The sequence below is a fragment of the Buttiauxella cochleicola genome (assembly GCF_021283185.1).
GTDB lineage: Bacteria > Pseudomonadota > Gammaproteobacteria > Enterobacterales > Enterobacteriaceae > Buttiauxella > Buttiauxella massiliensis.
The window spans coordinates 380,521-396,509 of the sequence record NZ_JAJSOS010000001.1 but is presented as its reverse complement, the minus strand read 5'-3'; the positions used below and the strand labels follow the sequence as shown (position 1 = coordinate 396,509).

At 52.6% G+C, this 15,989-nt stretch carries 20 protein-coding genes; 14 read left to right on the top strand and 6 right to left on the bottom strand.

What is annotated here, in order from left to right; genetic code table 11:
* The 11 genes from LVQ76_RS01815 to LVQ76_RS01765 all read left to right on the top strand — a co-directional run bounded on the left by LVQ76_RS01815 (window position 1) and on the right by LVQ76_RS01765 (window position 8,957).
* Complete coding sequence (locus LVQ76_RS01815; protein WP_232920835.1) at window positions 1-855, top strand: isochorismatase; 855 nt, start codon at window positions 1-3, stop codon at window positions 853-855.
* 2 nt (window positions 856-857) lie between these two features.
* Window positions 858-1,610, top strand: a complete 753-nt coding sequence (dhbA, locus tag LVQ76_RS01810; protein ID WP_232864187.1) for a 2,3-dihydro-2,3-dihydroxybenzoate dehydrogenase — start codon at window positions 858-860, stop codon at window positions 1,608-1,610.
* A complete protein-coding gene (gene entH / locus LVQ76_RS01805; protein ID WP_232904113.1) occupies window positions 1,611-2,027 on the top strand; it encodes a proofreading thioesterase EntH in 417 nt (138 codons plus the stop codon).
* A 304-nt stretch (window positions 2,028-2,331) separates the two neighbouring features.
* Window positions 2,332-4,437, top strand: a complete 2,106-nt coding sequence (gene cstA, locus LVQ76_RS01800) for a pyruvate/proton symporter CstA (protein ID WP_232904222.1) — start codon at window positions 2,332-2,334, stop codon at window positions 4,435-4,437.
* 53 nt (window positions 4,438-4,490) lie between these two features.
* A complete protein-coding gene (locus tag LVQ76_RS01795) occupies window positions 4,491-4,688 on the top strand; it encodes a YbdD/YjiX family protein (protein ID WP_034456870.1) in 198 nt (65 codons plus the stop codon).
* Window positions 4,689-4,703: 15 nt separating this feature from the next.
* On the top strand, window positions 4,704-5,726 hold the full coding sequence (locus tag LVQ76_RS01790; RefSeq protein WP_232920834.1) for a CobW family GTP-binding protein: 1,023 nt from the start codon (window positions 4,704-4,706) through the stop codon (window positions 5,724-5,726).
* Window positions 5,727-5,853: 127 nt separating this feature from the next.
* Window positions 5,854-5,955: an ilvB operon leader peptide IvbL gene (ivbL, locus tag LVQ76_RS01785; protein ID WP_134183912.1), complete on the top strand. Its 102-nt coding sequence runs from the start codon at window positions 5,854-5,856 to the stop codon at window positions 5,953-5,955.
* A gap of 111 nt (window positions 5,956-6,066) precedes the next feature.
* A complete protein-coding gene (gene ilvB / locus LVQ76_RS01780) occupies window positions 6,067-7,755 on the top strand; it encodes an acetolactate synthase large subunit (protein WP_232904109.1) in 1,689 nt (562 codons plus the stop codon).
* Window positions 7,756-7,758: 3 nt separating this feature from the next.
* Entirely contained in the window at window positions 7,759-8,040 is a 282-nt protein-coding gene (gene ilvN / locus LVQ76_RS01775; protein WP_151994831.1) for an acetolactate synthase small subunit, read from the top strand.
* 261 nt (window positions 8,041-8,301) lie between these two features.
* Window positions 8,302-8,565, top strand: coding sequence for an antitoxin (locus LVQ76_RS01770; protein ID WP_232904108.1), 264 nt, complete (start codon window positions 8,302-8,304; stop codon window positions 8,563-8,565).
* Window positions 8,566-8,567: 2 nt separating this feature from the next.
* Window positions 8,568-8,957, top strand: coding sequence for a type II toxin-antitoxin system VapC family toxin (locus LVQ76_RS01765; protein ID WP_232920833.1), 390 nt, complete (start codon window positions 8,568-8,570; stop codon window positions 8,955-8,957).
* A gap of 59 nt (window positions 8,958-9,016) precedes the next feature.
* Here LVQ76_RS01765 and LVQ76_RS01760 read toward each other — a convergent pair whose 3' ends face one another.
* The 3 genes from LVQ76_RS01760 to LVQ76_RS01750 form a co-directional block, all read right to left on the bottom strand.
* Window positions 9,017-9,769 carry an anti-sigma factor family protein gene (locus tag LVQ76_RS01760; protein ID WP_232920832.1) on the bottom strand — a complete coding sequence of 251 codons (753 nt, stop codon included), beginning with the start codon at window positions 9,767-9,769 and terminating at the stop codon, window positions 9,017-9,019.
* Window positions 9,766-10,215 carry an RNA polymerase sigma factor gene (locus tag LVQ76_RS01755; RefSeq protein ID WP_232864287.1) on the bottom strand — a complete coding sequence of 150 codons (450 nt, stop codon included), beginning with the start codon at window positions 10,213-10,215 and terminating at the stop codon, window positions 9,766-9,768. The genes LVQ76_RS01760 and LVQ76_RS01755 overlap by 4 nt, the downstream gene beginning before the upstream one ends.
* Before the next feature lie 87 nt (window positions 10,216-10,302).
* A complete protein-coding gene (locus tag LVQ76_RS01750) occupies window positions 10,303-10,836 on the bottom strand; it encodes a tetratricopeptide repeat protein (RefSeq protein ID WP_232920831.1) in 534 nt (177 codons plus the stop codon).
* Between the two features lie 156 nt (window positions 10,837-10,992).
* Here LVQ76_RS01750 and LVQ76_RS01745 point away from each other — a divergent pair, with 156 nt between their 5' ends.
* The 3 genes from LVQ76_RS01745 to LVQ76_RS01735 all read left to right on the top strand — a co-directional run bounded on the left by LVQ76_RS01745 (window position 10,993) and on the right by LVQ76_RS01735 (window position 12,263).
* Window positions 10,993-11,421, top strand: a complete 429-nt coding sequence (locus LVQ76_RS01745) for an OsmC family protein (protein ID WP_034456864.1) — start codon at window positions 10,993-10,995, stop codon at window positions 11,419-11,421.
* Window positions 11,422-11,634: 213 nt separating this feature from the next.
* Window positions 11,635-11,964 carry a type II toxin-antitoxin system RelE/ParE family toxin gene (locus tag LVQ76_RS01740; RefSeq protein WP_370640049.1) on the top strand — a complete coding sequence of 110 codons (330 nt, stop codon included), beginning with the start codon at window positions 11,635-11,637 and terminating at the stop codon, window positions 11,962-11,964.
* On the top strand, window positions 11,961-12,263 hold the full coding sequence (locus tag LVQ76_RS01735; protein ID WP_232864197.1) for a helix-turn-helix domain-containing transcriptional regulator: 303 nt from the start codon (window positions 11,961-11,963) through the stop codon (window positions 12,261-12,263). The genes LVQ76_RS01740 and LVQ76_RS01735 overlap by 4 nt, the downstream gene beginning before the upstream one ends.
* A gap of 43 nt (window positions 12,264-12,306) precedes the next feature.
* Here the strand turns inward: LVQ76_RS01735 and lldD are convergent, their stop codons facing one another.
* Genes lldD through lldP form a run of 3 tightly spaced genes read right to left on the bottom strand, consistent with a single transcriptional unit; the run spans window position 12,307 to window position 15,925 of the window.
* Window positions 12,307-13,488: an FMN-dependent L-lactate dehydrogenase LldD gene (lldD, locus tag LVQ76_RS01730; RefSeq protein WP_151994839.1), complete on the bottom strand. Its 1,182-nt coding sequence runs from the start codon at window positions 13,486-13,488 to the stop codon at window positions 12,307-12,309.
* Complete coding sequence (gene lldR / locus LVQ76_RS01725) at window positions 13,485-14,270, bottom strand: transcriptional regulator LldR (protein WP_232920830.1); 786 nt, start codon at window positions 14,268-14,270, stop codon at window positions 13,485-13,487. Before lldR ends, lldD begins: the two co-directional genes overlap by 4 nt.
* Window positions 14,270-15,925 carry an L-lactate permease gene (gene lldP / locus LVQ76_RS01720; RefSeq protein WP_232920829.1) on the bottom strand — a complete coding sequence of 552 codons (1,656 nt, stop codon included), beginning with the start codon at window positions 15,923-15,925 and terminating at the stop codon, window positions 14,270-14,272. Before lldP ends, lldR begins: the two co-directional genes overlap by 1 nt.
* Between the last annotated feature and the right edge of the window lie 64 nt (window positions 15,926-15,989).

Sequence of the window (15,989 nt, the reverse complement as noted above, 5' to 3'; positions counted from 1 at the left end):
ATGGCTATTCCAAAACTGAACGCATACCCCTTACCGACGGCTGCCGACATTCCGGAAAACAAAGTGAACTGGGCGTTTGAGCCTGAGCGTGCGGCGCTGTTAATCCACGATATGCAGGAATATTTCATTGATTTCTGGGGCGACAATTGCCCGATGATCCAACAAGTTATCGCCAACATCGCTGCGCTGCGCGATTACTGCAAACGCCACAATATTCCGGTGTATTACACAGCACAGCCCAACGCTCAGAGCGACGAAGACCGTGCGCTGCTCAACGACATGTGGGGGCCGGGCTTAAATAAACACCCGGAGCGCCAGACAGTGGTGGCCGAACTTGCGCCAGACGAACACGACACGGTGCTGACCAAATGGCGCTACAGCGCCTTTATCCGCTCGCCGCTGGAACAGTCCTTGAAAGAAACTGGCCGTAACCAACTGATTATCTGTGGTGTGTACGCACATATAGGCTGCATGACCACGGCAACCGATGCGTTTATGCGTGATATCAAACCGTTTATGGTGGCCGATGCGCTGGCAGATTTCAGCCGCGAAGAACACATGATGGCGCTGAAATACACCGCAGGTCGTTCCGGACGCGTGGTGATGACGCGTGATTTGTTGCCGGAAAGTGCCCCGCAAAACAAACAGCAACTGCGTGAAATCGTCTTGCCATTGCTTGATGAATCCGACATCCCTGAAGATGACGAGAACCTGATTGATTACGGTCTTGATTCCGTGCGTATGATGGCGCTGGCAGCTCGCTGGCGCAAAATTCACGCTGATATCGATTTTGTGATGCTGGCGAAAAACCCGACCATTGACGCCTGGTGGGCGCTGCTGTCGCGGGGAGCATGAGCATGAACATCGACTTTAGCGGCAAAACCGTTTGGGTAACCGGGGCGGGTAAAGGCATCGGCTATCACACTGCGCGTGCATTTAGCGAAGCCGGTGCGACGGTTATTGGCTTTGATCTGGCGTTCCCGTTGGATATTTATCCGTTCGCCGCGGAAGTGCTGAACGTGGCAGATGCCGAGCAGGTGGCTGCCGTTACGCAGCGTTTAATGAGCGACGAGCCGCAGCTTGACGTGCTGGTCAACGCGGCGGGAATTTTGCGCATGGGCGCGACGGATGCACTGCCCCTGCAAGACTGGCAGGACACATTTGCGGTCAACGTTGGCGGTGCATTTAATATGTTCCGCGCTGTAATGCCACGAATGCGCGAACAGCGCAGCGGGGCGATTGTGACCGTTGCATCCGATGCCGCGCACACGCCGCGCACCGGAATGTCGGCTTATGGCGCATCGAAAGCGGCGCTCAAAAGCCTGGCGTTAACCGTTGGCCTTGAGCTGGCTCCGTTTGGTGTGCGCTGCAATGTAGTGTCTCCGGGGTCGACCGATACCGACATGCAGCGCACCCTGTGGAAAACGCCAGATGCCGAACAACAGCGTATTCAGGGCTTTCCGGAACAGTTCAAACTGGGTATTCCGCTGGGAAAAATCGCCCGCCCGCAGGAGATCGCCAGCACCATTTTGTTCCTCGCCTCATCGCACACCAGCCACATCACGTTGCAGGATATTGTGATTGATGGCGGCGCAACGCTTGGAGCCTGAATGAGTATCTGGAAAAGGGAACTCACGCTCGAGGCGCTAAACAAAACCAGCGTCGGGACGATGGTTGAGCATCTCGGCATCGTCTATACGCGCATGGATGACGAAAGTCTTGAAGCGGAAATGCCTGTTGATCACCGCACCCAGCAGCCATTTGGTTTGCTGCACGGCGGCGCATCGGTGGTGCTGGCGGAAACGCTGGGGTCGATGGCTGGGTTTCTGACCACGAGCGAAGGACAGTGCGTGGTCGGGACTGAAATCAACGCCAGCCACCATCGGGCGGTAGCGTCCGGCACCGTGCGCGGTGTGTGCAAACCGCTGCATTTAGGGCGGTCTTCACAGGTGTGGGAAATTGCCATTTTTGATGGGCGCGGGAAGAGGTGTTGTACGAGTCGGTTGACGACGGCGGTGATGGGGTGAACGTTTGTGGTGGATTCAGCCGCATACATTGTTAGGGCTGTGATTGTTCCGTTCACCGTTCGCTGATCCATGTAGGAACGGTAAACTTTCGGGTGAACGGAAAACCTCCGGCTTGCCATATCCAATAATTCCCTTCTGGGACAGCGGATCCCCCCGCATCGTGATCCCCGTAACAAGCTGATGTAAATCCCTGGTCAAACCACTGTATTCCAATGTTTCAATGTTGTTAAATCCACGCGCTTGTTCTAGAACAAAACGGTAGTACCGTCTGCCTCTACCTCTGGCTCTACACATGGAAAACAATATGAATAATCCAGGGAAACACCTCATATGGGCTGTGCTTGCACTGATAGGTGCATTCGCGCTCGGCTATATCGCACTCAATCGTGGCGAGCAGATAAACGCATTGTGGATTGTGGTTGCTGCAATCTGCGTTTACCTCATCGCTTATCGTTACTACGGCCTGTTTATCGCTAAACGAGTCTTAACTGTTGATGCCACACGTATGACGCCAGCCGTGCGCCATAACGATGGGCTTGATTACGTACCTACCGACAAAAAAGTGCTGTTCGGTCACCACTTTGCTGCGATTGCTGGTGCGGGGCCGCTTGTCGGGCCGGTGCTTGCCGCGCAAATGGGTTACTTGCCTGGTATGCTCTGGTTGCTGGCGGGTGTGGTGTTGGCCGGGGCAGTACAAGATTTTATGGTGCTGTTTGTCTCGACGCGTCGCGATGGGCGCTCGCTCGGCGAACTGGTCAAAGAAGAAATGGGCAACACGGCGGGTGTTATCGCGCTGGTGGCCTGCTTTATGATCATGGTTATTATCCTCGCGGTGCTGGCGATGATTGTGGTGAAAGCGCTGACCCATAGCCCGTGGGGGACGTACACCGTGGCGTTCACCATTCCGCTGGCGTTGTTTATGGGTGTCTATATCCGCTACCTGCGCCCGGGCCGCATTGGTGAAGTGTCGGTCATCGGTCTGGTTATGCTGATATTTGCCATTATTTCTGGCGGTTGGGTTGCCGAAAGCCCAACCTGGGCACCGTACTTTGACTTTACCGGTGTACAGCTGACCTGGATGCTGGTGGGTTATGGTTTTGTCGCCGCAGTTCTACCGGTCTGGCTGCTGCTTGCACCGCGTGATTACCTCTCCACCTTCCTGAAAATCGGCACCATTATAGGGCTGGCGATTGGTATTTTGATCATGCGCCCGACGCTGCAAATGCCATCACTCACCAAATTCATTGACGGTACTGGCCCGGTCTGGACCGGCGACTTGTTCCCGTTCTTGTTTATCACCATTGCGTGCGGTGCGGTTTCTGGCTTCCACGCGCTGATTGCTTCTGGCACCACGCCGAAAATGCTGGCTAACGAAAACCAGGCTTGCTTCATCGGTTACGGTGGCATGTTGATGGAATCGTTTGTGGCGATTATGGCGCTGGTGGCGGCCTGTGTTATCGACCCTGGCGTCTACTTCGCGATGAACAGCCCGATGGCGGTTCTGGCTCCGGCAGGGACTGTCGATGTCGTTGCATCTGCGGCAAGCGTTGTCAGTAGTTGGGGCTTCCACATCACTCCGGAAACCTTAACCAACATTGCCAATGAAGTGGGCGAGCAAAGCATTATCTCGCGTGCGGGCGGTGCACCAACGCTTGCGGTTGGGATGGCGTACATTCTGCATGGTGCGTTGGGCGGCCTGATGGATGTGTCGTTCTGGTATCACTTTGCCATTCTGTTTGAAGCTCTGTTTATTTTGACAGCAGTCGATGCCGGTACGCGTGCGGCACGCTTTATGCTGCAAGACTTGCTGGGCGTAATTTCCCCAAGCCTCAAGCGTACTGACTCGTTGCCTGCGAACTTACTGGCGACGGCGCTTTGCGTGCTGGCATGGGGTTACTTCCTGCATCAGGGTGTTGTTGACCCACTCGGCGGTATTAACACGTTGTGGCCTCTGTTTGGTATCGCCAACCAGATGCTGGCAGGCATGGCGCTGATGCTGTGTGCGGTAGTGCTGTTTAAGATGAAGAAGCAGAAATATGCCTGGGTGGCACTGGTGCCAACGGCCTGGCTGCTGTTCTGTACGCTGACGGCTGGCTGGCAAAAGGCGTTCAGCGACAACCCGAAAGTGGGCTTCCTGGCTATCGCTAATAAGTTCCAGGCGATGATCGACAGCGGCAATATTCCCGCGCAATACACTCAGTCTCAGCTTACCCAACTGGTGTTTAACAACCGTCTGGATGCTGGGTTGACCATCTTCTTTATGGTAGTTGTGGTGGTGATTGGTCTGTTTGCGATTAAAACCGCGCGCCAGGCGCTGAGATCGGACACGCCAACGGCGAAGGAAACGCCTTACCAGAAGATGCCTGAAGACGTTGAGCAGATTGTTGCGCAGGCGAAAAGCGCGCACTAAGCCATTCATCCATCTCCCCGTAAGGGGAGGTGGATTTTACGCCCGGAGCTACCATGTTTGACACACTCGCTAAAGCTGGAAAATATCTAGGCCAGGCCGCTAAATTGATGGTTGGCGTACCTGATTACGACAACTACGTACAACACATTCGTCTGACCCATCCAGAGCAGACGCCGATGACTTACGAAGAGTTTTTCCGTGAGCGTCAGGATGCACGCTACGGCGGAAAAGGCGGCGCTCGCTGCTGCTAATCTAAGGAATTTGACATGAATCAAGCGGTATCTGTCACTCTATTAACGGGTTTTCTCGGCTCAGGGAAAACCACGCTGCTTAACTATTTTCTCGCCCATTCCGACAACGCCCCCGTCGCTATTCTTGAAAACGAATTTGGTGCAGTAAACATTGATGGCGCATTGCTTAGAGGCGGTGAAAACGTCAACGTTGTGGAACTCAGTAATGGCTGTGTCTGTTGTAGCGTGCGCGGGGAATTCACCGCAGCATTAAGAGAAATGCTGGAAAAACGTGCGGCCGGAAAGCTGAAATTTGATCGTCTGATTGTTGAAACCACGGGCCTTGCTGACCCGGCGCCTATCGTCCAGACATTCTTTGTTGATGAACACCTGCGTGAAGCGTTGCGGCTGGATGCCGTTATCGCACTTGCCGATGCCGAACATATCTCACGCCAGCTTGATGAACATGCAGTTGCTGCGTCACAGCTTGGCTTTGCGGATCGTATTTTGCTGACGAAAGCGGATCGCGTTGACGAAGAGACAAAACAGCTGGCGCTCGATCGGATTAATCGGATCAATAACAAAGCGGATCTGTTTGAGATCGTAAACGGTGAATGTCCGGAAGAGTTTTGGCTTGATCTTAACGCTTTTGAACTCACCGATAATATCGATATGGCCGCAGGGTTCCATGTGATTCGCGCTGATGCCAGCCACCCCGATCGTTTCCAGCCGTTCTGTAAAATGCCTGCCAAACGCTCCTGGGATGATGCCATTCAGGCCCATGTTTTTGATGCCGGAATGCTGGATGTGAAAAAAATCGGCGCGTTTATGGAAAGCTGCATCGCGCGTTTTGGCAATGACATGCTGCGCTACAAAGGCGTGTTGGCAATAGCCGATCACCCACAGCGCTTAATTGTGCAGGGCGTACATAAAGTGGTGGGTTTTGATTATGGCTCGATGTGGCACCCATCTGAATCGCGAGTATCGCGCTTAGTGATTATCGGGCGTTACCTGCCGATTGATGAGTTGCGTCAGGAGTTTGCTGCAACAACCATTTAAACGCTGAAACGCGGATGTGATCTCCCGCACGATTTTCATCCATGGCGAATAAAGCTGTTGTGCGAAACGAAGCAGTATGTTTGTATGAAATTCGCTGTTAAAAACACACAACACATTCAGGACCCAAATGACAACTAACCTGCACACATCAGCCCTACTACTAACCGCGCTACCAGCCGCGGTGGTCGTCGTGCGTGTGGTGGTGGTCGTCGTCGGCAATGCGCCGTAGGGTCTGAATCAACACATCGATTCCAAAACCCCGCCGGCGCAAACCGGGCGGGGTTTCTTGTTTTAGTCCCCCGGCCAAAAGCGAAACGGCATAAGAAGAAGGACTGGAGCAATGGCAATTTCGGAAAACCCACCGCAAGCAAACCGTATTACGGGTGCACAATTAATTGTGCAAATGCTTGAACATCATGGCATCACCACCGTTAGCGGTATTCCCGGTGGCACCGTTCTGCCGCTCTACAACGCACTGAGTAAAAGCCAAAAAATCCGCCACATTCTGGCGCGCCACGAACAAGGTGCGGGCTTTATGGCGCAGGGCATGGCACGAACGCAGGGCAAAGCGGCGGTGTGCATCGCCTGTAGCGGTCCTGGAGCGACAAATCTGGTCACCGCTATTGCCGATGCGCGACTCGATTCCATCCCGCTGGTGTGCATCACCGGCCAGGTGCCGAAATCGATGATCGGCACCGACGCATTCCAGGAAGTCGACACCTACGGCATCTCCATTCCTATCACCAAACACAACTATCTGGTTCGCGATATTGCTGAACTACCGCAGGTAATTTGCGACGCGTTTCGCATTGCTGAATCTGGCCGCCCAGGCCCAGTCTGGATTGATATTCCAAAAGATGTGCAGACCGCAGAAATTGATATTAGCGAGTTGCCGTCTGTTTCCGCACACACTCCTGCACCACAATTTGAAGCCCAACAAATTGCCGATGCTGCCGCGATGATTAATCAGGCACAGCGCCCGGTGCTGTACCTTGGTGGCGGGGTGATTAATGCCCATGCTGATGCGCGTGCACTGGCCGAAAAAGCTAATCTGCCAACCACAATGACGTTAATGGCGCTGGGCACTGTTCCGGCGAAACACCCGTTATCGTTGGGCATGTTGGGTATGCACGGTGCTCGAAGCACCAACTACATTTTGCAGGAGGCGGATTTGCTGATTGTGTTGGGCGCGCGTTTTGATGACCGCGCGATTGGTAAAACCGAAGAGTTTTGCCCGAACGCGAAAATCATTCATGTTGATATCGACCGTGCTGAGCTGGGTAAAATCAAACAGGCTCATGTTGCCATTCGCGCTGATGTGGGTGAAGTGCTGGAACAATTATTGCCAAAAATTGACGCCAAACCACGCGAGGAATGGCTGCAACAAGTGGCTGGTTTGCAGCATGAATTCCCGTTCAATATGCCTGGTGCAGATAACCCGTTAACGCCGTACGGCCTGATTAACGCAGCCGCCGCCTGTGTGGATGATGAAGCGGTGATTACCACCGACGTTGGCCAGCACCAGATGTGGGTGGCTCAGGCCTATCCGCTGAACCGACCGCGCCAGTGGCTGACTTCTGGCGGCCTGGGCACCATGGGCTTTGGCCTGCCTGCGGCGGTAGGTGCGGCATTAGCTGAACCGAATCGCAAAGTGCTGTGCTTCACTGGCGATGGCAGCATCATGATGAATATTCAGGAAATGGCGACCGCTGCGGAACATAATCTGGATGTAAAAATCATTTTGCTCAACAACCAGGCTTTGGGGCTGGTGCATCAACAACAAACATTGTTCTATCAACAAAATGTCTTTGCTGCGACCTATTCAGGGCAGACTAATTTCCTGAAAATCGCCGAAGGTTTTGGTCTCGCGACCTGCGATTTGAACGCAGCCGAAAACCCGCAACAGGCGCTGCAAGAGGCGATTTCACGACCTGGCCCATGCCTGATTCACGTGCGCATAGATGCCAGCGAAAAAGTATTCCCGATGGTGCCGCCAGGCGCTGCCAATATTGAGATGATTGGAGAGTAAGCGATGCAACAACTAACCGTTATTCTGGAACTTACGGTGCGTAACCATCCGGGCGTGATGTCTCACATTTGTGGCCTGTTTGCCCGCCGTGCGTTCAACGTTGAAGGCATTCTCTGCCTTCCGCTAGCGCAGGGCGACCAAAGCCGAATCTGGCTACAAGTGGCGGACGACCAGCGCCTTGAGCAAATGATCAGCCAAATCGACAAGCTTGAAGATGTGGTGCAAATCAGGCGTGATGCCGATGGCGCAGGCGTATTTGGCAAGCTGACTGCTTTAGTTCAGTAGCATATCAGGGTGGGTAAATGGTCAGTTTACCCACTCTGATTTTGAGCCATTCATCATTCCGGGCTGCAATGCCGCGTCGTTATTTTCATAATCCTGAAAGCTTCTCGCAAAACAATAATCCCGTCGAAATAAAGCCAGGCTGATTGTATAAATCTAGGGTAGTGTTGCCCTCACAAACGTTAATTGAATATAAAGTGAGCTTGGCGAATGTATGTCTCTGGCATATGCTATGGCATAGGTCATTAAGTGCCAGGAGATACTATGGAACGCGTTGCGAAGCTTTTTAAAAACGGCAGAAACCAGGCGGTGAGGTTACCGGTGGAGTTTGAGTTTGATACCGACAGGGTGTATATCCGCAAAGACAAGGAGGGAAACGTGATTCTTTCAAAAAATCCAGCTAAACCAGAAGGATGGGAAAACGTTTTTGCTTTAGTTAAGAAAGCAAAAGTGTCGGATACGTTCCTTGATGAACAAGAGCGTAACCAGAGTATTGCTGACAGAGATCCCTTTGCAGGGATGGACTGATCATGTACATGCTCGATACCAACACGGTGAGCTATCTTTTCCGTCAGCATCCTAAAGTGATAGAAAAGCTTGCTCAAACGCGGCCTGTAGAAGTGTGCATTTCTAGTATCACGGAGGCTGAGCTGTTGTATGGCGTTGCTAAACGCCAGAGTAAAACTCTGGCTGCAGCGGTACAGGGGTTTTTGGAAACAGTATCGGTCTACGCCTGGGATAGTGAAGCGGCAAAAAGCTACGGCCAATTACGAGCGGCGATGGAAAAGAAAGGCAAAGTATTGGGCCATCTTGACCAGTTAATTGCCGCGCATGCACTGAGCCGAAACGCCACGCTGATAACCAGCGATCGTGCCTTTACTATGGTGGCGCGGTTGCGTGTCGAAGACTGGGCAGTCTAGTCTAAGTATGCGCTTTGCAATTCTTGCATGCAGGCAAGCAAAGCTGCTGCCTGTCTTAACTAAGCACCAATTGTACTTTGTAACCGCTCAGCAACTTGACTAACTTGTTCCTCAGTACCATGCCCAATCACCATAAACTGGTGGTTAGCACTTGCCCAATAAACAATATTCATGCCGAGTCGTTGTTCGTTCATCTTTTGCATCCCGCGGCCAGTATTTTTTGTAATGCATAACGCCATTGGGCCATGCACTTCATCAAGCCAGGTAATTTGCGCAATTTTCTGGTCGTCATAAGCCAGCACTCGCGCGTTCTTTAATACTGCACCTGGTAACGACAGACTCGAAGAGGAAAGAACAAGGCCTAGCTGTTCGCCCGTTGTCTGCAATTGCGCATCCATAGCCTGGTTTGATGGCGTTTCTGCCAGTGTTTCCGGCGTATAAAGCGCCATATACTGCGCCACTAATTCGCGCCAGTTATCTTCGGGTTGCGTTAAATGAATAATCACCCGATCGCCAATCACGCCAAGTGCCAGGAAACCGACTGCGGCCGCAATCAAATGGCGTCGCGAAACCCCTGAGGTTTTGCGAATTTCAGGAGGGAGCCGCTGTTGTAATCGCTTAGCTGGGGCCATCTCCAGTAGTGGTTCAAAAGCCTTTTTAAAAGGCAGATTGCTTCGCTCCAGTAGAGCCAGGCGCTGAGCAAGAGCGTCGTCCTCAATCAGCCTGCTTTCCAGAACTTTGCGCTGTGCATCACTGAGCTCATTATCCAGATACGCCACCAGCATTTCGTCCGAACCCAGCGGAAGTCTCATGATTTCTCTCCTTTGATTTGCGGCGAATTTGGCTGGAGTGCGCTGTCTCTTGCAAGCGTGAGACGCGCCGTGGAAAGGCGGCTCATTACCGTTCCAACAGGCACATTCAGCACTACTGCTGCTTCCTGGTATGACAGCTCCTCTACGTATACCAAAAAAACGGTATTTCGCTGGGCTTCGGGTAGGCGATTAACTCGTTTCATCACATCGTTTGACCAAATAGGGTCATCACTGTTTTCAGTTCCGGGCAGTTCATCCACATCGACAAAACCTTGCCCGCGGCGAATTTGCTGGGCCCGCACTTCATTAATCCAGATCGAATGCAAAATAGAGAACAGCCAGCGGTCCATCCGACTGCCAGCAACGTATTGTGAGGCGCGTTCCAGTGCCCGCACACAGGTAGCCTGAACGAGATCGTCCGCCACATCCCGCTTATGTGAAAGCACCAGGGCGTAACGCCACAAACGGGAAAGGTAGTGGGCTATTTCGTTGCGTATTGTCTCGCTGCTGATTTTTGCCTCCACAGGCGAATATCAGGATTCCGGATGACCGTCGATGGCTGCTGCAAGGTCACGATATTCTTCGCAACCGACACCGCACAGCGTTTTGATAGTCGCAAGCTGCTCACGTGCTAAATCAGGACGATTTTTGATCATGTAGGCTTCGCCCAGATATTCACGAACCTTTGGATATTTGGGATCGAGCGCTACAGATTTTAAATAATAGCTGATGCCTTCATCGGTGCGGCCAAGCTTGCGAGTGGCGTAGCCTCGATAGTTTAGCGCTTCGGCAGTGTTGGGATCTTTTAGCGTGTTGAGCATATCCAGAGCTTCTTGATAACGACCCGCTTTTGCCAGCGCGTAGGCGTAATCGGTACGCGCTTCATCGCCAATCATCCCGCCTTTATCGACCATGCAGGTTTTGGTTTTCGAGTCATAAATTTGCCCTTTCGGACAGGTTGGCGGGGTGGGTTCATCATTGCTACCACCCATCGCCAGAGCATAGCCTGAAAGTAATAAGAAGCTGCTCGCAATAGCAGGTAACAACCAGGGAGAAAAACGGTTCATGGTAAAGCCCTCGTGGTGTTCGGTATGCAGTGAACACTTGAGGGTGAGGATTTATTCGATTTATTTTTACGCGGTAAGGATTGCTCTTAGTTGCCAGGCAGACCTGTATTCAACTTCTATACTTATGCTTTGCGTAAATAAAACAGGAGCACAAAGATGACGATTCATAAGAAAGGGCAGGCTCACTGGGAAGGTGACATTAAACGCGGTAAAGGCACCGTCTCTACCGAGAGCGGCGCATTGAAAGAACAGCCATATGGTTTTAATACCCGCTTTGAAGGCGCAGCCGGTACCAATCCAGAAGAGCTAATTGGTGCCGCACATGCAGCCTGTTTCTCGATGGCGCTCTCGCTGATGCTTGGCGAAGAGGGCTACACAGCAGAAAGCATTGATACAGTAGCCGATGTTTCACTGGATAAAACCGATGGTGGTTTTGCTATCACCAAAATAGCGTTAACCAGCACGGTAAAAGTGCCGAATGCAGATAGCGCGAAGTTCGACAAAATCATTCAGAAAGCCAAAGCCGGTTGTCCGGTTTCACAATTGATGAAAGCTGAAATTACCCTCGATTACAAACTCAATTAACGTTCTACAAACGCTGTCCCGATGAGTTTCGGCGGCAGCGTTGCTCCATTTATTTCCATCCTGGAAGATATGCCGCAAAGCTGAAACACCCCTTCGAACTTCTCTCGCTGTATTCATTGGTCCTGCTGTAGCCTGCTGCGCAATAAGCTTTTTCGCGCAAAATTTATTCATTGACCGTTGTGGTATTTAAGCTACAATTGAGGGGCTTCAGGGATGAACATCATTAAGTATTTCAAATTGCAAAATGGCAGGGTTCCATTTGATGAGTGGTTAAGGGTGTTAAGGGATGCACGCGCTAAAACAAAGATCGTACAACGAATTGACCAGTTAGCGCTCAATAACCCAGGTGACCATAAGCCTTGCAGGCAAGGCGTTTGGGAAATGCGCATAGATGAAGGGCCGGGCTACAGAATTTATTACGCCCATGAAGGCAAGAATACTTATCTGTTACTGCTCGGTGGTGACAAACGCAAGCAGCAAGCAGCAAGCGGATATCGACCAGGCAGTGGCGTGGTGGCAAGAACATCGGGAGTCAGAAAATGAAATTTAACGAGTTTGACCAAACTGTTATTGAAATGCTTCAAGAAGATCCCGCCTTTGCCGTTGAATATATAAAAGGGGCATTTGCGGGTCTGGATGAAGAAAACGGTGAAGTGTTATTCCTGCTGGCTTTACGCCGCCTTGTTGAAGCACGAGGTGGGGTGAGCAAAATTGCCGCCGAAACCAAACTGAATCGCGAAACGCTCTACAGAACGCTTTCCTCACGCGGCAACCCGACCATTAGCACTACTAAAAAAATCATTAATGCTGCTGGTATCAGTTTTGCGGAGCTGACGAATTAAGTGGAAATGCTCGCCACTGACAACCTGGCGAGCATCAGTTTATTTAAAACCCAACCGCCATGCTTTGTGGCGAAAGAATATCTTTAAGCCCTTCGCGCACCAGCAACTCAGGGCTGATTTCAGAGATAGATTTAGCACCGGTCAGCGTCATCGCCACGCGCATCTCTTTCTCGATTAAGTTCAGCAAGTTGGTGACACCTGCCTGGCCGTGGGTTGCCAGCGCATACAGATAAGCGCGGCCTAACAGGCAAGTATCGGCTCCGAGCGCAATCATGCGCACCACGTCCAGCCCACTGCGGATGCCGCTATCGGCAAGAATCGCGATATCACCTTTGACAGCGTCAGCAATGGCGGGTAGGGCGCGACACGATGACAGCACGCCGTCGAGCTGGCGGCCCCCGTGATTTGACACCACAATCCCATCAGCCCCGAAACGTACCGCATCTTTGGCATCTTGCGGGTCGAGAATGCCCTTGATGATCATCGGGCCATCCCAGAACTCACGAATCCACTCCAGGTCACTCCAGGAAATCGATGGATCGAAATTATTTGCAAGCCAGCCAATATAATCTTCAAGCCCGGTCGGTTTACCCAGATAAGTTGAGATATTCCCTAAATCATGGGGGCGACCGTTCAGGCCGACATCCCACGCCCATTGCGGATGCGTCACGGCCTGCCAGTAACGACGAAGCGCGGCATGTTGCCCGCTCATACCGGAATGCGCATCGCGATAACGCGCACCAGGGGTCGGCATATCAACGGTAAACACCAGCGTCGAGCAGCCAGCGGCTTTGGCGCGCTCCAGCGCATTGCGCATAAAACCACGGTCTTTTAAAACATACAGCTGGAACCACATTGGTCGGTCAATGGCGGGTGCCACTTCTTCAATCGGGCAGACAGAAACGGTAGAAAGCGTAAACGGAATGCCTTTTGCGGCTGCCGCTTTTGCCGCCTGTACTTCACCACGGCGGGCATACATTCCGCACAAACCAACCGGTGCGAGCGCTACCGGCATCGATAGGGTTTCATTAAACAGTTTGGTTTCAAGGCTCAATGCCGACATGTTTTTCAATACGCGCTGCTTTAACGCCACCTGCGCCAGGTCATCAACGTTGCGACGCAGCGTGTGTTCGGCATAAGCCCCACCGTCAATATAATGGAACAGGAATGGCGGCAAAATGCGTTTTGCCGCGGCGCGGTAGTCTGATGCAGCTGAAATAATCATGGATTTTCGTCCCTTGTTACGTCGGTATCTTCATCGGGCAGGCGGGTGATTCGCGCCTGTCGGGCTTCATCTTCATGCAGGGTTTTAATCGTGGTATGGACAAACCCAAGGTGTGTTTTTGCGGCAGTGCGCGCACGTTCCGGGTCGCCTGCCAGAATGGCCTGCAACAGTTCGTTATGCTGTTCAGTTAGCCCGGCAAAAATTGCCGGTACGGTGTACATGCGCTGGCGGCTATGCATTACGGAGGATTGCAGCAGGTCAAAAAAACCGCGCATTGTCTGGAGCAATACGATGTTGTGAGAGGCTTCGGCAATTGCCAGGTGAAAGCGCACGTCGGCCTGGGCTGCGAGATCCGGGTCATCGCTCTCTTTAAATTTCACCGTCGCATCAAAGCAGGCGATGAGCTTCTCTTTGTCGGCAGGTGTGGCCCGCTGAGCTGCGTACCACGCAGTGCTGGCTTCTATCGCGTGGCGCGCTTCTAAAATGTCGTAGCGGTAGTTGGGGTCATCTTCCACCAGCGTTTTCAGTGGCTGTACGATTCGTTGTTCAGACCACGCCTGAACTTCATAGCGCACAAAGGTGCCGCCGCCGCGACGGCTAATCAGAATGCCTTCGCTAATTAGCTTTTGAATCGCCTCGCGAATTGATGAGCGTGAGACGCCCATTTCAGCCGCAAGCTGGCGTTCGGCGGGCAACCGCATGCCCGCCTCCAGATTACGTTCGCTAATCAGTGTTTTTACGCGCTCGACCAGATGGTCGGCCAGGCGCAGGTGCGTCGTCATTAAGGGATCATCCAGGTTAAGACATAGGCCTGTAGTGTAGTAATTACGCCAACCATGCAGGTGAAAATCAGGCTGTGTTTAACGGTGAAGCGGAACAGATCCGACTCTTTACCCACCAGCCCTACTGCTGCACAGGCGATGGCGATAGATTGCGGCGAAATCATCTTCCCGGTGACGCCACCCGTGGTGTTGGCGGCAACCAGCAGCAAGTCCGACACGCCAATCTGTTGTGCGGTCGTGGCCTGCAACGCGGCGAACAAGGCGTTTGATGACGTATCTGAACCCGTCAGGAACACACCCAGCCAGCCAAGGAAAGGCGAGAAGAAAGTAAATGCGTGGCCAGTATGCGCCAACGCCAGAGCGAGCGTTGCCGAAAGGCCGGAGTAGTTGGAGATAAACGCGAATGCCAACACCATGCCGATGGAGTAAATCGGCAGCGCCAGCTCCTTGAGCGTTTCACCGAAGGTTTCGATGGCCGCTTTCGGTTTCATGCGCAGATAAACGATGGAGATGAGTGCTGCAACCAGAATCGCGGTGCCGGTTGCTGAGAACCAGTCAAATTTATACACCGCCGCGTAGGCCATGCTTTCGGCGACAACCGGTGGCATTTTGGCGACCATTTTGTCGAGGAATGGCACCGAGACGTTCAATACCCAATCAGCCATGGCACCACCTGGTGCAAACAGCGCTTTAAACGGCGGGATGCTCCAGAGTGTGACGGTTGCTGTCAGGAAGATAAACGGCATCCAGGCGCGAACCACCTGGCCGGCGGTGTAGTTTTTGCGAGCCAGCGTCTGATCGGTGACCGATGCGCCAATATCGCCAAAACGGAAGATGCGAACCGGCTTCCAGACGCGTAAGAAAGCGGTCAAGCAAACCAGTGAAACCAGCGAAGAGATAATGTCAGGAAGCTCTGGCCCTAAGAAGTTTGAGCTGAGGAATTGCGCTATGGCGAATGAACCACCCGCCACAATTACCGCAGGCCACGTCTCCTTAATACCGCGCCAGCCGTCCATAATCGCCATAATCCAGAACAGTACAATCATGGTCAGGAACGGCAACTGGCGGCCCACCATTTGGCCGATCTCAAAGCTATCGAGTCCGGTAACCTGGCCTGCGACAATAATGGGAATCCCCATCGCACCAAACGCTACTGGTGCGGTGTTCACTATCAGGCAAAGACCAGCGGCGTATAGCGGGTTAAAGCCGAGGCCAACCAGTAATGCGGCGGTAATCGCCACTGGCGCACCGAAACCCGCAGCCCCTTCAAGAAACGCGCCGAAGGAAAAACCGACGATCAGCATTTGCAGGCGCTGGTCAGGCGTAATGGAAAGAATCGACGAACGGATAATGTCGAACTGCCCGGTTTTTACTGAGATTTTATAGACAAAAACCGCGGCGATAATAATCCAGGCAATCGGCCAGAGTCCGTAGAAGAAGCCGTACACAACTGACGACAATGCGCGGTCAACCGGCATACGGTAGAAAAGTAACGCCACTAATAGCGCCAGGACCACGGTAATGGTGGCGGCGGTGTAGCCCTTCATACGCAGTTTAATCAGTGCGAAGAAGAAGAAAATAATCGGAATAGCGGCGATGAGGCTTGATAGCCATATGTTACCTGCGGGGTCATAGACTTGTTGCCAGGCTTGCATGCAGGACTCTCCAGAACGTGATGTGCTTATTATTTTTCGCTTAATTGGTAGGACCAATATTGCG